Source organism: Enterobacter sp. CRENT-193, assembly GCF_002787395.1.
GTDB lineage: Bacteria > Pseudomonadota > Gammaproteobacteria > Enterobacterales > Enterobacteriaceae > Enterobacter > Enterobacter hormaechei_C.
On sequence record NZ_CP024812.1, the window covers coordinates 3625458 to 3643276 of the forward strand.

Below are 17819 nucleotides of genomic sequence, written 5' to 3' on the forward strand. Positions count from 1 at the left end.
CGGTCTATTAGAGTAAGGGCATGAGCAGACACACTGAACACGATACACGAGAACATTTGCTGGCTACCGGCGAGCGCCTTTGCATGCATCGCGGGTTTACCGGGATGGGGCTTAGCGAGTTGTTAAAAACCGCTGAAGTACCTAAGGGATCGTTTTATCACTATTTTCGTTCCAAAGAGGCGTTCGGCGTTGCCATGCTGGAGCGGCACTACGCCAGCTACCATCAGCGCCTGGCAGCCCACTTCGCCAGCGGTGAAGGTGACTACCGGGATCGTGTTCTGAACTACTATCAGGAAACGCTGACGCAGTTCTGTCAGCAGGGCATCATCAGCGGCTGCCTGACGGTAAAACTGTCTGCCGAAGTGTGCGATCTCTCCGAAGATATGCGCACCGCCATGGATAAAGGGGCCAGCGGCGTGATTGCCCTGCTGGCTCAGGCGCTGGAGAGCGGGCGCAATGAAAAAACGCTCTCCTTCTCCGGCGATCCGCTCACGCAGGCACAGGTGCTCTATTCCCTCTGGTTAGGCGCCAACCTGCAAGCAAAAATGTCTCGCAGCGCCGTGCCGCTCGAAAGCGCGCTGGCGCACGTGAAAAACTGTATAACCGCGCCTGGCGTGTAGCCGGCGTTTTTATTTACCCTTTTACTAGTCGACTGGTCTACTCAGGAGCCATTATGTCCGCTGAAAAGCTGTTTACCCCACTGAAAGTGGGTGCCGTTACTGCCCCAAACCGCGTGTTTATGGCCCCACTCACCCGTCTGCGCAGCATCGAGCCGGGCGATATCCCAACGCCATTGATGGGTGAGTATTATCGTCAGCGCGCCAGCGCGGGCCTGATTATTTCCGAAGCCACGCAGATTTCAGCCCAGGCAAAAGGCTACGCCGGTGCGCCGGGTCTGCACAGCCCGGAACAGATCGCCGCGTGGAAAAAAATCACCGCAGGTGTTCATGCTGAAGATGGCCGTATTGCGGTTCAGCTGTGGCACACCGGTCGTATCTCACACAGCAGCATCCAGCCTGGCGGTCAGGCGCCGGTTTCTGCTTCTGCCCTGAACGCCAATACCCGCACTTCCCTGCGCGATGAAAACGGTAATGCGATCCGCGTTGACACCACCACGCCACGCGCGCTGGAGCTGGACGAGATCCCGGGTATTGTGAATGATTTCCGTCAGGCCGTCGCCAACGCTCGTGAAGCGGGCTTCGACCTGGTTGAGCTGCACTCTGCGCACGGTTACCTGCTGCATCAGTTCCTGTCCCCTTCTTCCAACCAGCGTACCGACCAGTACGGCGGCAGCGTTGAAAACCGCGCGCGTCTGGTGCTTGAAGTGGTGGATGCTGTCTGTAATGAGTGGAGCGCAGACCGCATTGGTATTCGTGTCTCCCCGATCGGTACTTTCCAGAACGTCGACAACGGTCCGAACGAAGAAGCAGACGCGCTGTATCTGATTGAAGAGCTGGCGAAACGCGGTATCGCCTATCTGCACATGTCCGAGCCGGACTGGGCAGGCGGCAAGCCTTATAGTGAAGCCTTCCGCCAGAAAGTGCGCGAGCGCTTCCACGGCGTGATTATCGGGGCGGGCGCGTATACGGCAGAGAAAGCTGAAGATCTGATCGGGAAAGGCCTGATCGACGCCGTGGCCTTTGGCCGTGACTACATTGCTAACCCGGATCTGGTTGCCCGTTTGCAGAAGAAAGCCGAACTGAACCCGCAGCGCCCTGAAAGTTTCTATGGCGGCGGCGCGGAAGGTTATACCGACTACCCTTCACTGTAATCCCGCTTTGTACATTGATAGCGGCGACCTTTCGCCGCTATACTAAAACATCGTTTCTGTTCAAAAAGATAATCCATTCCACTGGTTAATGAGGAAATTATGCGCCTACTTCACACCATGCTGCGCGTTGGCGACCTGCAACGTTCCATCGATTTCTACACTAACGTTCTGGGCATGAAGCTGCTGCGCACCAGCGAAAATCCGGAATATAAATACTCTCTGGCGTTTGTCGGTTACGGCCCGGAATCTGATGAAGCGGTCATCGAGCTGACCTACAACTGGGGCGTAGACAGCTATGAGCTGGGTACGGCTTACGGACACATCGCGCTGGAAGTGGATAACGCCGCCGAAGCCTGCGAACGTATCCGCAGCAATGGCGGTAACGTCACCCGTGAAGCCGGTCCGGTTAAAGGCGGTACCACCGTCATTGCGTTTGTGGAAGATCCGGACGGTTATAAAATCGAACTGATTGAAGCCAAAGACGCTGGTCGCGGTCTGGGCAATTGATCCCTCAGGGCGCACTATGCGCCCGTTGTTTTGCTGCATCCCCTCTCAAAATTTGCCATAATGCGCACTGCTTTTTCCCCCTTGTAAGAGACCCTGATGTCCGATAACGCTCAATTTACCGGTCTGTGCGACCGTTTTCGTGGTTTTTATCCCGTTGTCATTGATGTAGAAACAGCCGGATTTAACGCTAAAACCGATGCGCTGCTTGAGATTGCCGCCATCACGCTGAAGATGGATGAACAGGGCTGGCTTGTACCGGACACCACGCTGCATTTCCACGTTGAACCCTTTGAAGGGGCAAACTTACAGCCAGAGGCGCTGGCCTTTAACGGTATCGATCCGACAAACCCGCTGCGCGGGGCGGTAAGCGAATACGAGGCGCTGCACGCCATATTCAAAATGGTGCGCAAAGGCATGAAAGAGAATGACTGTAGCCGCGCCATCATGGTAGCCCACAACGCTACGTTCGATCACAGCTTCACCATGGCTGCCGCCGAGCGCGCCTCGTTGAAGCGTAATCCATTCCATCCGTTTGTGACCTTCGACACCGCCGCGCTGAGCGGCCTGGCGCTGGGGCAAACCGTGCTCTCGAAAGCCTGCATCACGGCGGGTATTGCGTTTGACGGTACCCAGGCGCATTCCGCGTTATACGATACCGAGCGTACGGCGGAGCTGTTCTGTGAGATCGTCAACCGCTGGAAACGTCTGGGCGGCTGGCCGCTGCCGATGGGCGACGAGGCCGATCTTCAATCGTAGGTTGGGTTATCAACAGCCCCACAGGACAAAAAAAAGCGACCAACATAATGTGGTCGCTTTTTTATAGCCGCAGAAAACTTATTCTGCGTCCGGCTCTTCGGTTTTATACTTCGCCGCAGTCTCTTTGATCAGCTGTTGCAGTTCGCCGCGCTGATACATTTCAATCAGGATATCGCATCCGCCAACCAGTTCACCATCAACCCACAGCTGTGGGAAGGTCGGCCAGTTTGCGTATTTTGGCAATTCAGCGCGAATGTCCGGGTTTTGCAGGATATCAACGTAAGCAAAACGCTCACCACAGGCGGACAGCGCCTGAACCGCTTGCGCGGAGAAGCCGCAGCTTGGCAGCTTCGGAGAACCTTTCATGTACAGGAGAATCGGGTTTTCAGCGATCTGGCGCTGAATTTTTTCAATAGTGGTGCTCATGTCTTGCTTCCTTTAACTTCTGTTACGGCATCAGTCTGACATTGTAGCGGGTCAGGCCGACATCGGAAAATAACATTTTTGTCACGTCTAATTATTTTATCGCTTATCGCATAAAGTTGCATTGCTAATGTCGTTTATCGCCAGACGGGGTGCGGTTTTGCTTAAGGAGCGAACAGGAGTGCGTCAGAATGGTGAATTTTTTTGCACTTGCTAACGAAACATAATTTTTGAATGAAAAATGCTATTAACTTCTTCTGATTTTATGGATTAGAATCGACAGGTTTTGTAAATCTCACGCGGGTATGCATTGTGGCCTGCATTTATCAGGGGACTGCCCAGTGGCGCGGATAACTAAAATCTCGATGACGCTCTGTGCTTTACTGTTTACCACACTCTCATTTACGCCAGCGGCGAACGCCTCTGAACAGGCGCGGCATTCTGCTGTACAAAAAACGCATCTGGCAAAATCCACAGAACGTAAGAAAAAAACCACCAGTAAAACAGTAAAGAAGAAAACCACCGCTCAGACCAAAAAGACCGCCTCCAGTAAAACCAAAACTCTCCGTTCCGGCACGCACAAAACCACCCGAACAACCGCCAGCCTGGTGAATGAAAAATGCACCGTCCGCAAAGGCCATAAAACGAAATGCGCAAAAGTGACGAAGCTGGCTGACGTGCATAAAGCGCGTATGCAGAAAGCGCAAAAAACGGCGATGAACAAACTGATGGGGCAAATAGGTAAGCCGTATCGCTGGGGTGGCACCTCTCCGCGCACCGGTTTTGACTGTAGTGGGCTGGTTTATTATGCCTATAAAGATCTGGTGAAGTTTCGCATTCCACGCACCGCCAATGAGATGTACCATCTGCGCGACGCCGCCCCTGTAAACCGTGGCGAACTGCAAAATGGCGACCTGGTGTTCTTCCGCACCCAGGGACGCGGTACGGCCGATCACGTTGGGGTGTATGTGGGTAACGGTAAATTTATCCAGTCACCGCGCAGCGGTCAGGACATTCAGATCACCTCTCTCAGCGAAGATTATTGGGTGCGCCACTATGTGGGTGCGCGCCGCGTGATGACGCCAAAAACCATCCGATAGCCCCTGCCCTGCCGCCTCTGTGGCAGGGTAAGTTCCTCTTTTGCATACCCTTTCAATTTGCTATTCTGTCCTTGTTGTCTATAGGGTTATTGGCAACGTATAAAACTATAAGGAGAGAAGCAATGTCGTTCGAATTACCTGCACTACCGTATGCAAAAGACGCCCTGGCCCCGCATATTTCCGCGGAAACCCTGGAGTACCATTACGGCAAGCATCACCAGACCTATGTCACCAACCTGAATAACCTGATCAAGGGCACCGATTTTGAAGGCAAAACGCTGGAAGAGATCGTGCGCAGTTCAGACGGCGGCGTATTCAACAACGCCGCACAGGTGTGGAACCACACCTTCTACTGGCACTGCCTGGCCCCGAATGCAGGCGGAGAACCTGACGGTGAGCTGGCGGCAGCGATTAACGCCGCGTTCGGCAGTTTCGCGGATTTTAAAGCGAAGTTTACTGACGCAGCCGTTAAAAACTTTGGCTCCGGCTGGACCTGGCTGGTAAAAGAGGCTGATGGCAAACTGGCTATCGTTTCCACTTCTAATGCGGGTACCCCTCTGACCACCAGCGCCACGCCGCTGATGACCGTGGACGTATGGGAACACGCCTATTACATTGATTACCGTAATGCGCGCCCGAACTACCTGGAACACTTCTGGGCACTGGTTAACTGGGAATTTGTTGCGAAGAACTTCGCCGCGTAAGAGACACGCAGAAGGGGCAGCCCTTCTGCGTTTTTGTTTATTCCGCCGTACACACCGCTTGAGGCTGTTTACGACCAGACATTATCACCAGCAGCAGGCCGAGTGCGGCAATGATCGCCCCCATCACCGGCACAAAGCTGTAACCCAAACCACCGGAGATCACCGCCCCGCCCGCTGCGGCCCCCAGCGCATTGCCCAGGTTAAACGCACCGATATTCACCGATGAAGAGAGCCCCGGCGCTTCGTGTGCAACGCGCATTACGCGCATCTGCAACGGTGGCACCACGGCAAAGGTTGCGGCGCCCCACACCACCATGGCAATCGCGGCACCCACTTCGTTACGCGCCAGCCACGGAATCGCCACCATGATGACAATCAGCAGCGTTAAAAAACCTTTCAGCGTCCCACTCACGGAGCGGTCGGCAAATTTCCCGCCGAGATAGTTGCCAATCGAGAACCCGACACCAATCAGCACCAGCATCGCGGTAACAAAGAGTGGCGTTGCGTGGGTTATGTCGTGCAGCACCGGGGAGATATAGGTGTAGAGCGTAAACACCGCCCCGGCCCCCAGCACCGTGGTGAGCAGCGCGGACAACACCTGAGGACGCATCAGCACCGCCAGCTCTTTACGTACTTCCGGACGTTCTCCAGCACTTCCTTTCGGCAGTGAGAAGAACAGCGCAACCATCGCGACCACGCCCAGTCCGGCGGTTGCGAGGAAAGACATACGCCAGCCGATGGCTTCTCCCAGCCAGGTGGCGGCGGGAACGCCGCCGATATTAGCGATGGTGAGGCCCATAAACATAGTGGCTACCGCGCTGGCCTGCTTATGTTTTGGCACCACGCTGGCAGCAACAACCGAGCCCAGTCCGAAGAAGGCGCCATGGTTGAGGCTGGTAAGAATGCGCGAAAGCATCAGAGTGGTGTAATCGGGCGAAATCGCGGAAAACACATTGCCGAGAGTGAAAATCGCCATCAGGAAAATCAGCGCGTTGCGGCGCGCACGGTGCGAAAGCAGCAGCGTCATCAGCGGCGCGCCCACCATCACGCCGATCGCGTAGGCGCTAATTAACATACCGGCCGCAGGGATAGAGACGTCTACCCCCCGGGCGATAACAGGCAATAACCCCATCGGGGAGAATTCAGTGGTGCCAATCCCAAAGGCGCCAATCGCCAGGGCCAGCAGGGGAAAATTGATTTTCATGAAGAGGCTCCGGATACCGTGCCATAACCCGGCACAGAACTAAGAAGTCAAAAGCATGACATCAATCACAAAAAATGAGAAGTTAACATTTTGACAAAAGATTTTTGCCGGAGAGGTAACAATAGCGGCAAGAGAGGGAGAAGGTTCTCCCTCCGCCTGAATCAGTGCAGTGCAGCGGTTAAACCACCGGCAACAATCAGAGCAAGAACAACAATGGTGGTAAACAGCGAAAACTTCAGATCGGTACTCATCAATTTTTCTCCTTTTATTCACCCTACGAAAAGTGAGCTTGCTCATTTTTACACAGTTCAGGTCAAAAATCTTCCAGGATTTAAACGGATATCCACTTTACCTCTTCCCCTTTTCATCAAGATAGGACAAAATTCCACGCTAAATTTATTAGCGTACCGGCCACTGACCCCCTCCTGACGTCCTGTGTCGTTTTCCCGGCGTGTCGCAACTCATGTTTGCGTAATAAGGGTGAGAGAAGGCAAACGTTTACCTTCAATTTTTTCAGGAGCTTAGGATATGGTCTGGAGTGACATTTAATGGCAACAATTAAAGACGTAGCAAAACGCGCAAACGTTTCCACTACAACCGTATCACATGTTATTAACAAAACGCGTTTCGTCGCTGAAGAGACGCGTAATGCCGTCTGGGCGGCAATCAAAGAACTGCACTACTCGCCAAGTGCCGTCGCCCGCAGCCTGAAGGTTAATCACACCAAATCGATTGGCCTGCTGGCCACCAGCAGTGAAGCGGCCTATTTTGCTGAAATCATCGAAGCCGTTGAAAAAAACTGCTTCCAGAAAGGCTATACCCTGATTCTGGGCAATGCGTGGAACAACATTGAAAAACAGCGCGCTTACCTGTCAATGATGGCGCAAAAGCGCGTCGACGGCCTGCTGGTAATGTGTTCTGAATACCCTGAGTCGGTCCTTTCCATGTTGGAAGAGTATCGCCACATTCCGATGGTAGTCATGGACTGGGGCGAGGCGCGCGCAGACTTCACCGACTCCGTTATTGATAACGCCTTTGAAGGCGGCTACATGGCGGGGCGTTATCTGGTAGAACGCGGTCATCGTGAAATTGGCGTGATCCCGGGTCCTCTGGAGCGTAACACCGGTGCTGGCCGTCTGGCCGGTTTCATGAAAGCGATGGAAGAGGCGCTGATCACCGTGCCGGAAAACTGGATTGTTCAGGGCGACTTCGAGCCGGAGTCAGGCTATCGCGCCATGCAGCAGATCGTCTCCCAGCCGCATCGCCCTACCGCGGTGTTCTGCGGCGGCGACATCATGGCGATGGGCGCGCTATGCGCGGCAGATGAACTCGGCCTGCGCGTCCCCCAGGATATCTCGGTGATCGGCTATGACAACGTGCGCAACGCCCGCTTCTTTACCCCGGCGCTGACCACCATTCACCAGCCGAAAGATTCGCTGGGTGAAACGGCCTTCAACATGCTGCTGGACAGGATCGTCAACAAGCGTGAACAGTCCCAGTCCATTGAAGTTCACCCGCGCCTGATAGAACGCCGTTCCGTTGCGGACGGTCCGTTCCGCGACTACCGTCGTTAATCACTTTCCGGGGCCAGCTATGCTGGTTCCCGCAACCACTCCCGGTTCAGCGTTTCGCTGTCTCCCAGATAATCCAGCAGCCAGGCCATGGCGGGCGAGACGTCGTTTTGCTGCCACGTCAGACAGCATGCGGCATCCGGGAAGGGGTTTTCCAGCGTCAGAGCCACCCACTCTCCCGCGTCGATGCGCGGGCGCGCAAAATGCACCGGCACCATGCCAACGCACAGCCCCGCGCTCAGACAGGTGGCTGACGACTCCCAGTCCGGCGCGACCACGCGGCGCTGATTATCCAGCAACCAGGTAATGCGCTTGGGCAGCGAGCGGGAGGTATCTTCCAGCACCAGCGAGGGCCAGTTGCGTAATGTGTCATCGCTCAGCGGCCCTTCCAGCGCTGCCAGCGGGTGATCGCGCGCGACCACGCAGGTCCAGCTCAGCATGCCCATGTCGCGAAACGCGTAGCGCCCACCAACCGGGATCGCCTGGGTTGCACCAATCGCCATCTCCGCCCTGCCGTCCGCCAGCGCATCCCAGACGCCGTTGAACACTTCCTGCGAAACACGCAGTTCGACGTCGGAAAAATGACGATAGAAATCGACGATCATCTGCCGGGTCCGCTCCGGCTTAACAATGTTATCCACCGCGATAGCGAGATGCCCGCGCCAGCCGTTGGCGATCTGCTGGCACTGCTCACGGGTGATCTGCATTTTTTTGATGACAGACCGCCCTTCCTTCAAAAACCACGCTCCGGCAGGCGTGAGCTCCACGTCGCGATGACGCCGCTCGAACAGCGGCACCGCCAGCCACGCTTCCAGCTGACGCACCGTGTAACTGATCGCCGAGGGAACGCGATGCAGCTCCTGGGCGGCGCCGGTAAAGCTGCCGTTACGCGCCACGGCATCAACCACTTCAAGGGAATAATCTGACCACATCTTTAGCCTGCAAATTTTTTGAATGCACCCGCCAAATATTAGCGTTTCACAAGCCGCTTTGCACTCCCTACACTCTGCGCCAACGTACACCTGCCTCCTCAGGAGAAAAAAAGTGCAACCCAGGAAAGGATTTTTAGTCTGGCTCGGCGGCTTAAGCGTGCTGGGCTTTTTGGCGACCGATATGTATCTGCCCGCGTTCGCCGCGATGCAGGAAGATTTGCAAACCCCTGCCGCCGCCATCAGCGCCAGTTTGAGTTTGTTCCTCGCCGGTTTTGCTTTTGCGCAATTGCTGTGGGGGCCGCTCTCGGATCGTTTTGGCCGTAAACCCGTCCTGTTGTTGGGGCTGGCGATTTTTGCCGCAGGCTGTCTGGGCATGCTGTGGGTCCGCGATGCCGCCTGGCTGCTGGCGCTGCGCTTTATTCAGGCGGTCGGTGTCTGTGCCGCTGCGGTGACCTGGCAGGCGCTGGTAACCGATTACTACCCCGCCTCGCGCACTAACCGTATATTCGCCACCATTATGCCCCTGGTCGGCCTGTCGCCGGCGCTTGCCCCGTTACTGGGAAGCTGGATCCTGGCGCATTTCGACTGGCAGGCCATTTTCGCCACGCTCTTTGCTATTACGCTGGTCCTGATGCTGCCCGCGTTCGGGCTTAAACCGGCGCATAAAAAAGAGACGCATCCGGACGCGAAGCCCATCACCTTTACCTCTTTACTGCGGTCGAAAGCCTATCGCGGTAACGTGCTGATTTATGCCGCCTGCTCTGCCAGCTTCTTTGCCTGGCTGACCGGTTCGCCGTTCATTCTGCATGACATGGGCTACAGCCCGGCGGCTATCGGCCTGAGCTATGTACCACAGACCATCGCCTTCCTGGTGGGTGGCTATGGCTGTCGCGCCGCGCTGCAAAAATGGGAAGGCCAACAGATGCTGCCCTGGCTGCTGGTGCTGTATGCGCTAAGCGTGATTGCGACCTGGGCTGTCGGCTTTATTCCCGGCGCCGGGCTTGCAGAAATTTTGATTCCGTTCTGCGTCATGGCGATCGCTAACGGGGCCATCTACCCTATCGTTGTAGCCCAGGCGTTGCGTCCATTTCCGCAGGCGACAGGCCGCGCTGCCGCGCTGCAAAATACCCTGCAACTTGGCCTGTGCTTCCTGGCAAGTCTCGTGGTCTCTGCGTTGATTGCAACCCCGCTGCTCACCACTACCAGCGTGATGCTGATCACCGTTGCGCTGGCGGGATTGGGTTATCGCATGCAGTCCTCCGCGCTTCGCGAGCAGAATGACAATGCACAAACCGAAACGTCGCACGCCTGATTGCGCGGGAAACTATGTTAAAAACCAGTGATTAGGTAGCTAACAATTTTCTGTTGAATCACCAAATTTTGCGGCCTATACTGAATTTGGTTCGATTAAATACGATAAATATTAAGTGTTAACGGGAGCCGGAGCGCTCCCGTTTTACCATGGAAGGCATTTCGGCAAGGGTTATCTCCCTTCCTCTGTTCTACGTCGGATATTAGCCTCGCGGGCATTTACCGTGAGATTTCTCACAAACCAAAAAAGCGTCTACGCTGTTTTAAGGTTCTGATCACAGCAAGGTGATGGAGAAGCTATGAGTTCATCGTGTATAGAAGAAGTCAGCGTTCCGGACGATAACTGGTCCCGGATCGTCAGTGAACTGTTGGGACGTGCGGGCATTACGATTAATGGCTCATCCCCCTCCGATCCCCAGATAAAGCATCCCGATTTTTTCAAACGCGTGTTACAGGAGGGATCGTTAGGGCTGGGTGAAAGCTATATGGACGGCTGGTGGGAGTGTGAGCGGCTGGATATGTTCTTCTCCAGCGTATTACGCGCCGGTCTTGAAAAACAGCTCCCTCGTCATTTCAAAGATACCTTACGTATCGCCTCCGCCCGCCTGTTCAATCTGCAAAGTAAAAAACGGGCATGGATCGTCGGTAAAGAGCATTACGACCTTGGCAACGATTTGTTCAGCCGTATGCTCGATCCTTTAATGCAGTACTCCTGCGGATACTGGAAAAAAGCGACGACCCTGGAAGAGGCGCAGCAGGATAAGCTGCAACTGATCTGCGATAAATTGCAGTTACAGCCCGGTATGCGTGTGTTGGACATCGGCTGTGGCTGGGGTGGTCTTGCCTGGTTTATGGCGAAAAATTACGGCGTCAGCGTAGTCGGCGTCACGATTTCGGCTGAACAGCAGAAGATGGCGCAGGAACGCTGTCTGGGACTGGATGTTGATATTCGGCTTCAGGACTACCGCGACCTGAATGAGCAGTTCGATCGTATTGTTTCCGTAGGTATGTTCGAGCACGTGGGGCCGAAGAACTACAAGACCTACTTTGAGGTCGCCGATCGTAACCTGAAGCCTGACGGAATTTTCCTGCTACACACCATCGGCTCTAAGCGCACCGATAACAATGTGGACCCCTGGATCAACAAATATATCTTCCCGAATGGCTGTTTACCCTCTGTTCGCCAGATTGCGAACGCCAGCGAACCGCATTTTATTGTGGAAGACTGGCATAACTTCGGCGCAGATTACGACACGACTCTGATGGCCTGGCATGAACGTTTCCAGGCTGCATGGCCTGAAATCGCCGACAACTATTCGGAACGATTCAAACGGATGTTTAGCTATTATCTGAATGCCTGTGCGGGCGCGTTCCGTGCGCGGGATATACAGCTGTGGCAGGTGGTGTTTAGTCGTGGGATTGAGCACGGCTTGCGGGTGGCTCGCTGAAAAAATAACCCCGGTTTCCCGGGGTTATTTTTTATTCTTCTTCCACGGTCTTTATTATCGCCGCCTCTTTCGCCGCCAGCACGCGCTCAACGGTATCCACGACCGCCTGGGTCTGGGGATCAATTTCGATATTTACGCGCTGCCCCAATTTTTTTGCGCCAAGCGTAGTACGTTGCAGCGTTTCAGGAATTAAATGCACGCAAAAACGCGTAGGCGTCACTTCACCGACGGTCAGACTAATCCCATCGATGCCAATAAATCCTTTATAAAGGATGTATTTCATTAATGACGGATCCTGCACCTTGAACCAGATTTGACGGTTATTTTCCGAGGTCACGATTTTCGCCACTTCTGCGGTGGTCATAATATGGCCCGACATCAGATGCCCACCAATCTCATCGCTGAATTTCGCCGCGCGTTCAACGTTGATGATATCTCCTACCACCAGCTCACCCAGGTTAGTGATGCGCAGCGTCTCTTTCATTAAATCAAAGCTAATCTGATTACCGTTAATTTCGGTCACCGTCAGGCAGCAGCCGTTATGCGCTATCGACGCCCCGGTTTCAATGCCGTCGAGCATATATTCAGGCAGCTCAACCACGTGAGTGCGGAAATTCGGTTTTTCATCAATGGACACCACTTTGGCAGTGCCCTGCACAATACCAGTAAACATGCTTACAGCTCCTGTTCATTCCGAACGGCGATGACACCGTATAATCCCACCACAATAACAGTTGAAAAAACAGGTTGCCAGTGATGCGCAATTTCTGGCGATTTTTTCACTAGATAATTAGTTAAACCCCGCTACAATAGCTGGCATCCCTCTGTTTTTTCTTCTTGCTGCCAGTAACGGCGGCCTTTTTAGTCTCTCAAATAACTACAATACAAAGGTGTTCACGTGCAGAAGTATATGATCGAAGCGCGTCAGTTATTGGCACTGGCAATACCGGTGATCGTCGCGCAGGTAGCCCAAACCGCAATGGGATTTGTGGATACGGTAATGGCCGGTGGTTACAGCGCCACCGATATGGCCGCCGTGGCGATCGGAACCTCAATCTGGCTCCCGGCCATTCTGTTTGGTCACGGCCTGCTGCTGGCGCTAACGCCCGTCATCGCACAGCTTAACGGCTCCGGTCGACGTGACCGCGTGGCCCATCAGGTGCGCCAGGGCTTCTGGCTGGCCGGGTTCGTCTCCGTCCTGATTATGATCGTCCTGTGGAACGCCGGGTATATTATTCGCGCCATGCATAATATCGACCCGGCGCTGGCGGATAAGGCGGTCGGTTATCTGCGCGCCCTGCTCTGGGGCGCGCCCGGCTATCTGTTCTTCCAGGTGGCACGTAACCAGTGTGAAGGGCTGGCAAAAACCAAGCCGGGCATGGTGATGGGCTTTATCGGCTTGCTGGTGAACATTCCCGTGAACTATATCTTCATTTACGGTCATTTTGGCATGCCGGAACTCGGCGGCGTGGGCTGCGGCGTGGCGACGGCAGCGGTGTACTGGGTGATGTTCGGAAGCATGCTCACCTACATTAAGCATGCGCGATCCATGCGCGACATTCGCAACGACACCACCTTTAGCACGCCTGACTGGTCGATGTTGACCCGCCTGACACAGCTGGGTCTGCCCATTGCGCTGGCGCTGTTCTTTGAAGTGACGCTGTTTGCCGTCGTCGCCCTGCTGGTCTCGCCGTTAGGGATTATTGATGTTGCAGGCCACCAGATCGCGCTGAACTTCAGCTCTTTGATGTTTGTTCTGCCGATGTCGCTGGCGGCTGCGGTGACGATTCGCGTGGGCTTCCGTCTGGGGCAAGGTTCTACGCTGGATGCGCAAACGGCTGCCCGCACCGGGCTGGGCGTCGGCGTCTGCATGGCGGTCTGTACCGCCCTCTTTACCGTGCTGTTGCGTGAGCAAATTGCCCTGCTCTATAACGACAACCCGGAGGTAGTGACTCTGGCCTCGCACCTGATGCTGCTGGCGGCCATTTATCAGATCTCTGACTCCATCCAGGTCATTGGCAGCGGCGTGCTGCGTGGGTATAAAGATACGCGTTCCATCTTCTTTATCACCTTTATCGCTTACTGGGTGCTGGGTCTGCCGTGCGGGTACATTCTGGCGCTCACGGATCTGGTGGTGGATCGCATGGGGCCAGCCGGATTCTGGATGGGCTTTATCATCGGCTTAACGTCTGCGGCCATTATGATGATGCTGCGCATGCGTTTCCTGCAACGTCAGCCCTCTACGGTTATTTTGCAGCGCGCTGCACGTTGATGACCCTGTAGCCGCCGGCTGGCGGCTACTTTCTCTTCACTTTGCGCGGTAATGAAGCAATCGCGTGAAATCAGAGAGAAAAATGCATTTTCCCTCTTGCCACCTTGGTGCTGTGCCGCTAATATTCGTCCCCGTTGTCACCGACAACACAATGCGTTCATAGCTCAGTTGGTTAGAGCACCACCTTGACATGGTGGGGGTCGTTGGTTCGAGTCCAATTGAACGCACCATCTTGCGTCTGTAGCTCAGTTGGTTAGAGCACCACCTTGACATGGTGGGGGTCGATGGTTCGAGTCCATTCAGACGCACCAATCTGTTTTCTCTCACATTTCATTCCCGTTCAGCCTCATGCAGAGGCAGCAAACCTTTTAAGCACATCGAAAGTGACCTCCAGCCCGCGCGTACCGGGAAAAGCGGAATGGCATAAGCCCCATCAGGTTAGCAAAACGCCCGGCGTTTGCCGGGCGTGAAAACAACGTCAGTCAACGATTACGGCTTATGTTCAATCGCTGGGTTGTTGTTGATGGCGATGCGCTGCGGTTTCTCTTCTTCCGGGATATCCTGGTGTAATTCAATTGCCAGTAAGCCGTTTTCCAGCGAAGCGCCGGTCACTTTCACATGCTCCGGCAGACTATAGCTGGCCCGGAAGTCGCTGCGGCTGATACCCCGATGGATCCACCCTTCTTCGCCGTTTTCGGTTTTCTCCTCTTCACGTTTACCGCTGATATTCAGCTGACCGCCAACGGTTTCAATTTCCAGTTCGCTCTCTTTCCAGCCCGGCACGCTGAGCGTCAGTTCATAGCGGTTATCGCCCAGCCGCCGGATATTGTAAGAAGGCGTGGAGGGCAACGGCGTACTGCCGGTTAGCTGGCTAAAAAGGCGATCGATACGGTTAAAACGGTCCGCAAACAGAGAGTCGGAGAGATCGTTCAACACGGGAAAGGTTCTGAGAGTCATCATGTACCTCCTGAACAGTAAAAAAGAATATTCAAAAAGTTCATGTCTTATGGGCAGGTGTTCCTTACCCGCTTTCTATATGAGGTTACCGCAAAATATTTCAACCTCAGGAGCCTGCAAAAATGTAGCTGGAACCTAAAAAAGCAACGGGCCGTTAAGCCCGTTGTTCGTTACATCATCGCAGTTCTATTACTCTCGCCCGCTCAGCCTGCTTTCGGTAGTGGTCATATCGCTCCCGGAACCATGCCTGCTGTTTATTACTCATATTGCCGGTCACGGCATCGATATCAACTGGCTGGCCCAGGGCGTACATACGGGCAAAACTGCGTGCCAGAAAATCAAAATTCTTTAATGCGTTTATATCTTGTCGCTTCATTAGCATATCCCTCCAGTCGCTGCGGTTACTGTTCAAGGTCATATGCTTTTCTGATCTCAGTATCCGCCTGAAAAAGAGCGTTTTTTGAGCGACGCGTGCGCATCCATCTGCCAGTGTTCACATTTCAGGAACGACAAAACTCTTCAGCCCTGGTCATGATTTTCCCTCCCTTTTATCACTCATGCAGAAAACATAAACGCCAGCCATGCAGTAAGTTTGCCACGTATCCGGAAGGTGCGAACGGCGTGCTTTAATGCCAGACGCTGTAACAGGTCGCCCAGCGCGTTCAGGTGGGTTTCCACCTGCAAGCGTCTTATCAGTTCGAATAACAGACAAAGAACGTTTACACTGGCGGATTAATACTGATTACCTGAACAAATGGGTAAATGGGTGAATCCGGGCTTGTTGGCCATATAGAGAGGGGCGCATGTAGGTTGCCGCGGTTGTGTATCGAACTGCGCATTGTTTTCTACAACACGCTGCTCCTGGCCTTTCACGGCTATTCTCTTTTTCGTCTGCGCTTTCCTGGCGGAGGGGGAGGGTTTTACCTGCCGGGGCAGTTCGGAGGCACCATAACCTGAACAGAATCGCTTCGACTGGCTCAGACTTCCGTCATTGCAGACAAAACGACCATCCGATGTACAGTGTGCTATGCCACCTTTTGAGCCAGAGCAGGGCTGTCTTCCACGGGCGGCATCAGCCTGCATGTTAAAAAGTACACTGACCATAAGAAGGAGAATTCTCATTTTCATATCTGTATCCATGATTGACGTCATCATACTCAGGGTATCCCCTCAGCCATTGACCTTTTCGCCAGATAAAATGCAATGACTCACGGCGAAGAAATCAATTATTAATATTTCAGTACCCGCCACAGCACAAGCTTTACAATAACCCATTGAAAAGTAACTCTTTAATGTATCTTTTCTGACCATGGTAAAATAAATATTTGGTCGTTCATGTTGCCTGCTCGCCCAATTTTCATGAAGTGGTTATTTTCGCAGGCGAAACTCTGCAATATGCATCCTCGCGATGTCGGTAAAAGATGTGGGGTGGTTTTACGTGCTGAATTTCAAAATTGGCTCACAATCGGGCTGTATTATCCAGATACTGCTGTTGTTTCAGATGACGGATTAATACCCTGCCCTCGGGCATAAACTCCGTGCCGTAGCGCACCAGCCCCACCCCCTTCAGCTCCGCGTCAATGGCGTAGCGGAGTTCACCGGGCTGAATCTGTTCCTGCATCACCACGTTAATCCGGCTCAGGCGCGGCTCGTATTTCAGCAACACAGCCGACAGTGTGGTAATCAGCTGGTGGGCGGTCCCGGGCATTCCCTGGAGGATTTTTGTCATATCCGGCAGACCGTAGTCCGGCAGGTGAGCCAGCGTACCGGCGCGGCAGTTGAGGATGCGCTGCATGTTATCGAGTACTGATAAAATCAGCTGGTTCTCCTCACTGACACTGTGCAGGTCAAGCCCGCCGGCGAAGTTACCGTACAGCATGTCATACAGAGACGGACGCGGCATCATTCCCCCTCCAGCGGTTTCAGCGTCAGACGATTATTACTGACTTCGATAACCCGCGCCTTATCCGGGTCAAGGCCGTCACGGGTCAGGGTAATACGCCAGGTATCGTTTACCTGGTCCGGTGCCATAAACATCCCCGCCACCGCCACAACCTGCGCGCTCTCTTCCATCGGCATATCCAGCGTCACCGATTCGCCAGGGCGCAGGCGGATATCCTTTTCCGCCACAAGATCGGCTTTAATGGCCTGAGTGTCACTGGCGAACAGCGACGGATAATCAGTACTGTCAAACGCCTTACGCTCTTTAAGCTGGTAAATTCGCACCACCGTTGCCAGCGATGCCCCCTTCGCGTTGTTGTTCACCCCTTCGCGCGCCTGAATATCCAGGTGAAGGGTTTTCACCTGTCTGTAAAAAATGGACTTCGTGACGGCGACGGTGCCATCCGTCACTTTCTGCGTCAGACCGCAGCCGGTTAACAGGGTCGCCAGAGTGATTGCCAGCGCTTTACCAGCGGTAATCGCCATCTTCATCGTTTTTCCTTCGCTGAATGTTTTCCCGGACGCGCTGAAAGCGTCCAGGGTGAATGGTGATAATGTCGTTTCTGTTCTGTTGCGGATTAAGGGGACGCAGCACTGCCGTGCGCCCGACCTGCGCGATCTGTTCCGCATTGCAGGACAGCCGCGCATCCGGCAGCAAATGCCGGGCAACGCATAACTGCATACGTACATCCAGGTGCGCGCCCAGCCACACGTGCAGCAGCGCCATCAGGTCAGCGTGCAGGTCACCGCCCGGCAGCCAGCCCCGGATCTCTTCCGGGTTGTCCGTGCTCAGGCGCAACAGCACCTGGCCGTTCACATCCGTGGCATGCGTGCCCATCACCGGCCGGTGCTTCAGGCTGACCGGCTGAACTTTTCAGATCAAAGATCTACAATTAGACTTTTCTTAAGAATATTCCACCAA

At 54.3% G+C, this 17819-nt stretch carries 21 protein-coding genes, 2 tRNA genes and 1 pseudogene; 12 read left to right on the forward strand and 12 right to left on the reverse strand.

Annotation, left to right across the window (positions count from 1 at the left end; genetic code table 11):
* The first annotated feature begins 20 nt into the window (after positions 1–20).
* From CU081_RS17990 to rnt, 4 genes are all read left to right on the forward strand, one after another.
* A complete protein-coding gene (locus tag CU081_RS17990) occupies positions 21–620 on the forward strand; it encodes a TetR/AcrR family transcriptional regulator (protein ID WP_003857618.1) in 600 nt (199 codons plus the stop codon).
* 53 nt (positions 621–673) lie between these two features.
* The gene (locus CU081_RS17995; RefSeq protein WP_015570682.1) at positions 674–1771 is read left to right on the forward strand and encodes an alkene reductase; all 1098 of its coding nucleotides are present in this window, start codon (positions 674–676) and stop codon (positions 1769–1771) included.
* Between the two features lie 99 nt (positions 1772–1870).
* The gene (gene gloA / locus CU081_RS18000; protein WP_003857623.1) at positions 1871–2278 is read left to right on the forward strand and encodes a lactoylglutathione lyase; all 408 of its coding nucleotides are present in this window, start codon (positions 1871–1873) and stop codon (positions 2276–2278) included.
* Between the two features lie 96 nt (positions 2279–2374).
* Positions 2375–3034, forward strand: a complete 660-nt coding sequence (rnt, locus tag CU081_RS18005; protein ID WP_003857625.1) for a ribonuclease T — start codon at positions 2375–2377, stop codon at positions 3032–3034.
* A 78-nt stretch (positions 3035–3112) separates the two neighbouring features.
* Here the strand turns inward: rnt and grxD are convergent, their stop codons facing one another.
* Positions 3113–3460: a monothiol glutaredoxin 4 gene (gene grxD, locus CU081_RS18010; RefSeq protein ID WP_003832760.1), complete on the reverse strand. Its 348-nt coding sequence runs from the start codon at positions 3458–3460 to the stop codon at positions 3113–3115.
* A 338-nt stretch (positions 3461–3798) separates the two neighbouring features.
* Between grxD and CU081_RS18015 the strand changes: the two genes are divergently transcribed.
* Both CU081_RS18015 and sodB read left to right on the forward strand, forming a co-directional pair.
* On the forward strand, positions 3799–4557 hold the full coding sequence (locus tag CU081_RS18015; protein ID WP_022650940.1) for a C40 family peptidase: 759 nt from the start codon (positions 3799–3801) through the stop codon (positions 4555–4557).
* Between the two features lie 122 nt (positions 4558–4679).
* Positions 4680–5261 carry a superoxide dismutase [Fe] gene (sodB, locus tag CU081_RS18020; protein WP_003857629.1) on the forward strand — a complete coding sequence of 194 codons (582 nt, stop codon included), beginning with the start codon at positions 4680–4682 and terminating at the stop codon, positions 5259–5261.
* Positions 5262–5298: 37 nt separating this feature from the next.
* Here the strand turns inward: sodB and CU081_RS18025 are convergent, their stop codons facing one another.
* Positions 5299–6465: an MFS transporter gene (locus CU081_RS18025; protein WP_022650939.1), complete on the reverse strand. Its 1167-nt coding sequence runs from the start codon at positions 6463–6465 to the stop codon at positions 5299–5301.
* 161 nt (positions 6466–6626) lie between these two features.
* Positions 6627–6716, reverse strand: a complete 90-nt coding sequence (gene cydH / locus CU081_RS18030) for a cytochrome bd-I oxidase subunit CydH (RefSeq protein WP_003857632.1) — start codon at positions 6714–6716, stop codon at positions 6627–6629.
* 297 nt (positions 6717–7013) lie between these two features.
* Here cydH and purR point away from each other — a divergent pair, with 297 nt between their 5' ends.
* Positions 7014–8039 (forward strand): HTH-type transcriptional repressor PurR, encoded by a 1026-nt coding sequence (purR, locus tag CU081_RS18040; protein WP_003857634.1) that lies wholly within the window; start codon positions 7014–7016, stop codon positions 8037–8039.
* A 17-nt stretch (positions 8040–8056) separates the two neighbouring features.
* On the opposite strand, the gene punR is transcribed toward purR, so the two are convergent.
* Positions 8057–8968 (reverse strand): DNA-binding transcriptional activator PunR, encoded by a 912-nt coding sequence (gene punR, locus CU081_RS18045; protein WP_003857638.1) that lies wholly within the window; start codon positions 8966–8968, stop codon positions 8057–8059.
* A gap of 112 nt (positions 8969–9080) precedes the next feature.
* On the opposite strand from punR, the gene punC reads away from it, so the two are divergent.
* On the forward strand, positions 9081–10280 hold the full coding sequence (gene punC / locus CU081_RS18050) for a purine nucleoside transporter PunC (RefSeq protein WP_003857639.1): 1200 nt from the start codon (positions 9081–9083) through the stop codon (positions 10278–10280).
* A 298-nt stretch (positions 10281–10578) separates the two neighbouring features.
* Positions 10579–11727, forward strand: coding sequence for a cyclopropane fatty acyl phospholipid synthase (gene cfa, locus CU081_RS18055; protein WP_003857641.1), 1149 nt, complete (start codon positions 10579–10581; stop codon positions 11725–11727).
* A gap of 31 nt (positions 11728–11758) precedes the next feature.
* Here cfa and CU081_RS18060 read toward each other — a convergent pair whose 3' ends face one another.
* Entirely contained in the window at positions 11759–12400 is a 642-nt protein-coding gene (locus CU081_RS18060) for a riboflavin synthase (RefSeq protein ID WP_003857643.1), read from the reverse strand.
* 225 nt (positions 12401–12625) lie between these two features.
* Here CU081_RS18060 and mdtK point away from each other — a divergent pair, with 225 nt between their 5' ends.
* The 3 genes from mdtK (at position 12626) to CU081_RS18075 (ending at position 14310) form a co-directional block, all read left to right on the forward strand.
* Positions 12626–13999 (forward strand): MdtK family multidrug efflux MATE transporter, encoded by a 1374-nt coding sequence (gene mdtK, locus CU081_RS18065; RefSeq protein ID WP_003857645.1) that lies wholly within the window; start codon positions 12626–12628, stop codon positions 13997–13999.
* Between the two features lie 153 nt (positions 14000–14152).
* A tRNA-Val gene (locus tag CU081_RS18070) sits at positions 14153–14229 on the forward strand.
* A gap of 4 nt (positions 14230–14233) precedes the next feature.
* Positions 14234–14310: transfer RNA gene (locus CU081_RS18075), tRNA-Val, on the forward strand.
* A 178-nt stretch (positions 14311–14488) separates the two neighbouring features.
* Here the strand turns inward: CU081_RS18075 and CU081_RS18080 are convergent.
* From CU081_RS18080 to CU081_RS18105, 7 genes and pseudogenes are all read right to left on the reverse strand, one after another.
* Positions 14489–14959 (reverse strand): Hsp20 family protein, encoded by a 471-nt coding sequence (locus CU081_RS18080; RefSeq protein WP_003857647.1) that lies wholly within the window; start codon positions 14957–14959, stop codon positions 14489–14491.
* A gap of 172 nt (positions 14960–15131) precedes the next feature.
* The gene (glgS, locus tag CU081_RS18085; RefSeq protein ID WP_022650936.1) at positions 15132–15332 is read right to left on the reverse strand and encodes a cell surface composition regulator GlgS; all 201 of its coding nucleotides are present in this window, start codon (positions 15330–15332) and stop codon (positions 15132–15134) included.
* Between the two features lie 179 nt (positions 15333–15511).
* Entirely contained in the window at positions 15512–15634 is a 123-nt protein-coding gene (locus CU081_RS26745) for a hypothetical protein (protein WP_255343977.1), read from the reverse strand.
* Between the two features lie 54 nt (positions 15635–15688).
* Entirely contained in the window at positions 15689–16084 is a 396-nt protein-coding gene (locus CU081_RS26160) for a hypothetical protein (RefSeq protein ID WP_032610209.1), read from the reverse strand.
* A 331-nt stretch (positions 16085–16415) separates the two neighbouring features.
* Positions 16416–16859 carry a type VI secretion system baseplate subunit TssE gene (tssE, locus tag CU081_RS18095; protein WP_003857652.1) on the reverse strand — a complete coding sequence of 148 codons (444 nt, stop codon included), beginning with the start codon at positions 16857–16859 and terminating at the stop codon, positions 16416–16418.
* Positions 16859–17383 carry a type VI secretion system lipoprotein TssJ gene (gene tssJ / locus CU081_RS18100; RefSeq protein WP_171820643.1) on the reverse strand — a complete coding sequence of 175 codons (525 nt, stop codon included), beginning with the start codon at positions 17381–17383 and terminating at the stop codon, positions 16859–16861. Before tssJ ends, tssE begins: the two co-directional genes overlap by 1 nt.
* Positions 17364–17765 (reverse strand): annotated as a pseudogene (locus tag CU081_RS18105) (type VI secretion system baseplate subunit TssG); the annotation flags it as partial. The gene tssJ and the pseudogene CU081_RS18105, both read right to left, overlap by 20 nt.
* Positions 17766–17819: the final 54 nt, after the last annotated feature.

Excerpts from the sequence above, each read along its gene's own strand:
- purR (WP_003857634.1), top strand. The coding sequence starts at position 7,014 with ATGGCAACAATTAAAGACGTAGCAAAACGCGCAAACGTTTCCACTACA.
- punR (WP_003857638.1), bottom strand. The coding sequence starts at position 8,968 with ATGTGGTCAGATTATTCCCTTGAAGTGGTTGATGCCGTGGCGCGTAAC.
- CU081_RS18025 (WP_022650939.1), bottom strand. The coding sequence starts at position 6,465 with ATGAAAATCAATTTTCCCCTGCTGGCCCTGGCGATTGGCGCCTTTGGG.
- cfa (WP_003857641.1), top strand. The coding sequence starts at position 10,579 with ATGAGTTCATCGTGTATAGAAGAAGTCAGCGTTCCGGACGATAACTGG.
- glgS (WP_022650936.1), bottom strand. The coding sequence starts at position 15,332 with ATGAAGCGACAAGATATAAACGCATTAAAGAATTTTGATTTTCTGGCA.
- CU081_RS17990 (WP_003857618.1), top strand. The coding sequence starts at position 21 with ATGAGCAGACACACTGAACACGATACACGAGAACATTTGCTGGCTACC.
- grxD (WP_003832760.1), bottom strand. The coding sequence starts at position 3,460 with ATGAGCACCACTATTGAAAAAATTCAGCGCCAGATCGCTGAAAACCCG.
- cydH (WP_003857632.1), bottom strand. The coding sequence starts at position 6,716 with ATGAGTACCGATCTGAAGTTTTCGCTGTTTACCACCATTGTTGTTCTT.
- rnt (WP_003857625.1), top strand. The coding sequence starts at position 2,375 with ATGTCCGATAACGCTCAATTTACCGGTCTGTGCGACCGTTTTCGTGGT.
- CU081_RS17995 (WP_015570682.1), top strand. The coding sequence starts at position 674 with ATGTCCGCTGAAAAGCTGTTTACCCCACTGAAAGTGGGTGCCGTTACT.
- CU081_RS26160 (WP_032610209.1), bottom strand. The coding sequence starts at position 16,084 with ATGAAAATGAGAATTCTCCTTCTTATGGTCAGTGTACTTTTTAACATG.
- tssE (WP_003857652.1), bottom strand. The coding sequence starts at position 16,859 with ATGCCGCGTCCGTCTCTGTATGACATGCTGTACGGTAACTTCGCCGGC.
- tssJ (WP_171820643.1), bottom strand. The coding sequence starts at position 17,383 with ATGGCGATTACCGCTGGTAAAGCGCTGGCAATCACTCTGGCGACCCTG.
- gloA (WP_003857623.1), top strand. The coding sequence starts at position 1,871 with ATGCGCCTACTTCACACCATGCTGCGCGTTGGCGACCTGCAACGTTCC.
- CU081_RS18080 (WP_003857647.1), bottom strand. The coding sequence starts at position 14,959 with ATGATGACTCTCAGAACCTTTCCCGTGTTGAACGATCTCTCCGACTCT.
- sodB (WP_003857629.1), top strand. The coding sequence starts at position 4,680 with ATGTCGTTCGAATTACCTGCACTACCGTATGCAAAAGACGCCCTGGCC.
- CU081_RS18060 (WP_003857643.1), bottom strand. The coding sequence starts at position 12,400 with ATGTTTACTGGTATTGTGCAGGGCACTGCCAAAGTGGTGTCCATTGAT.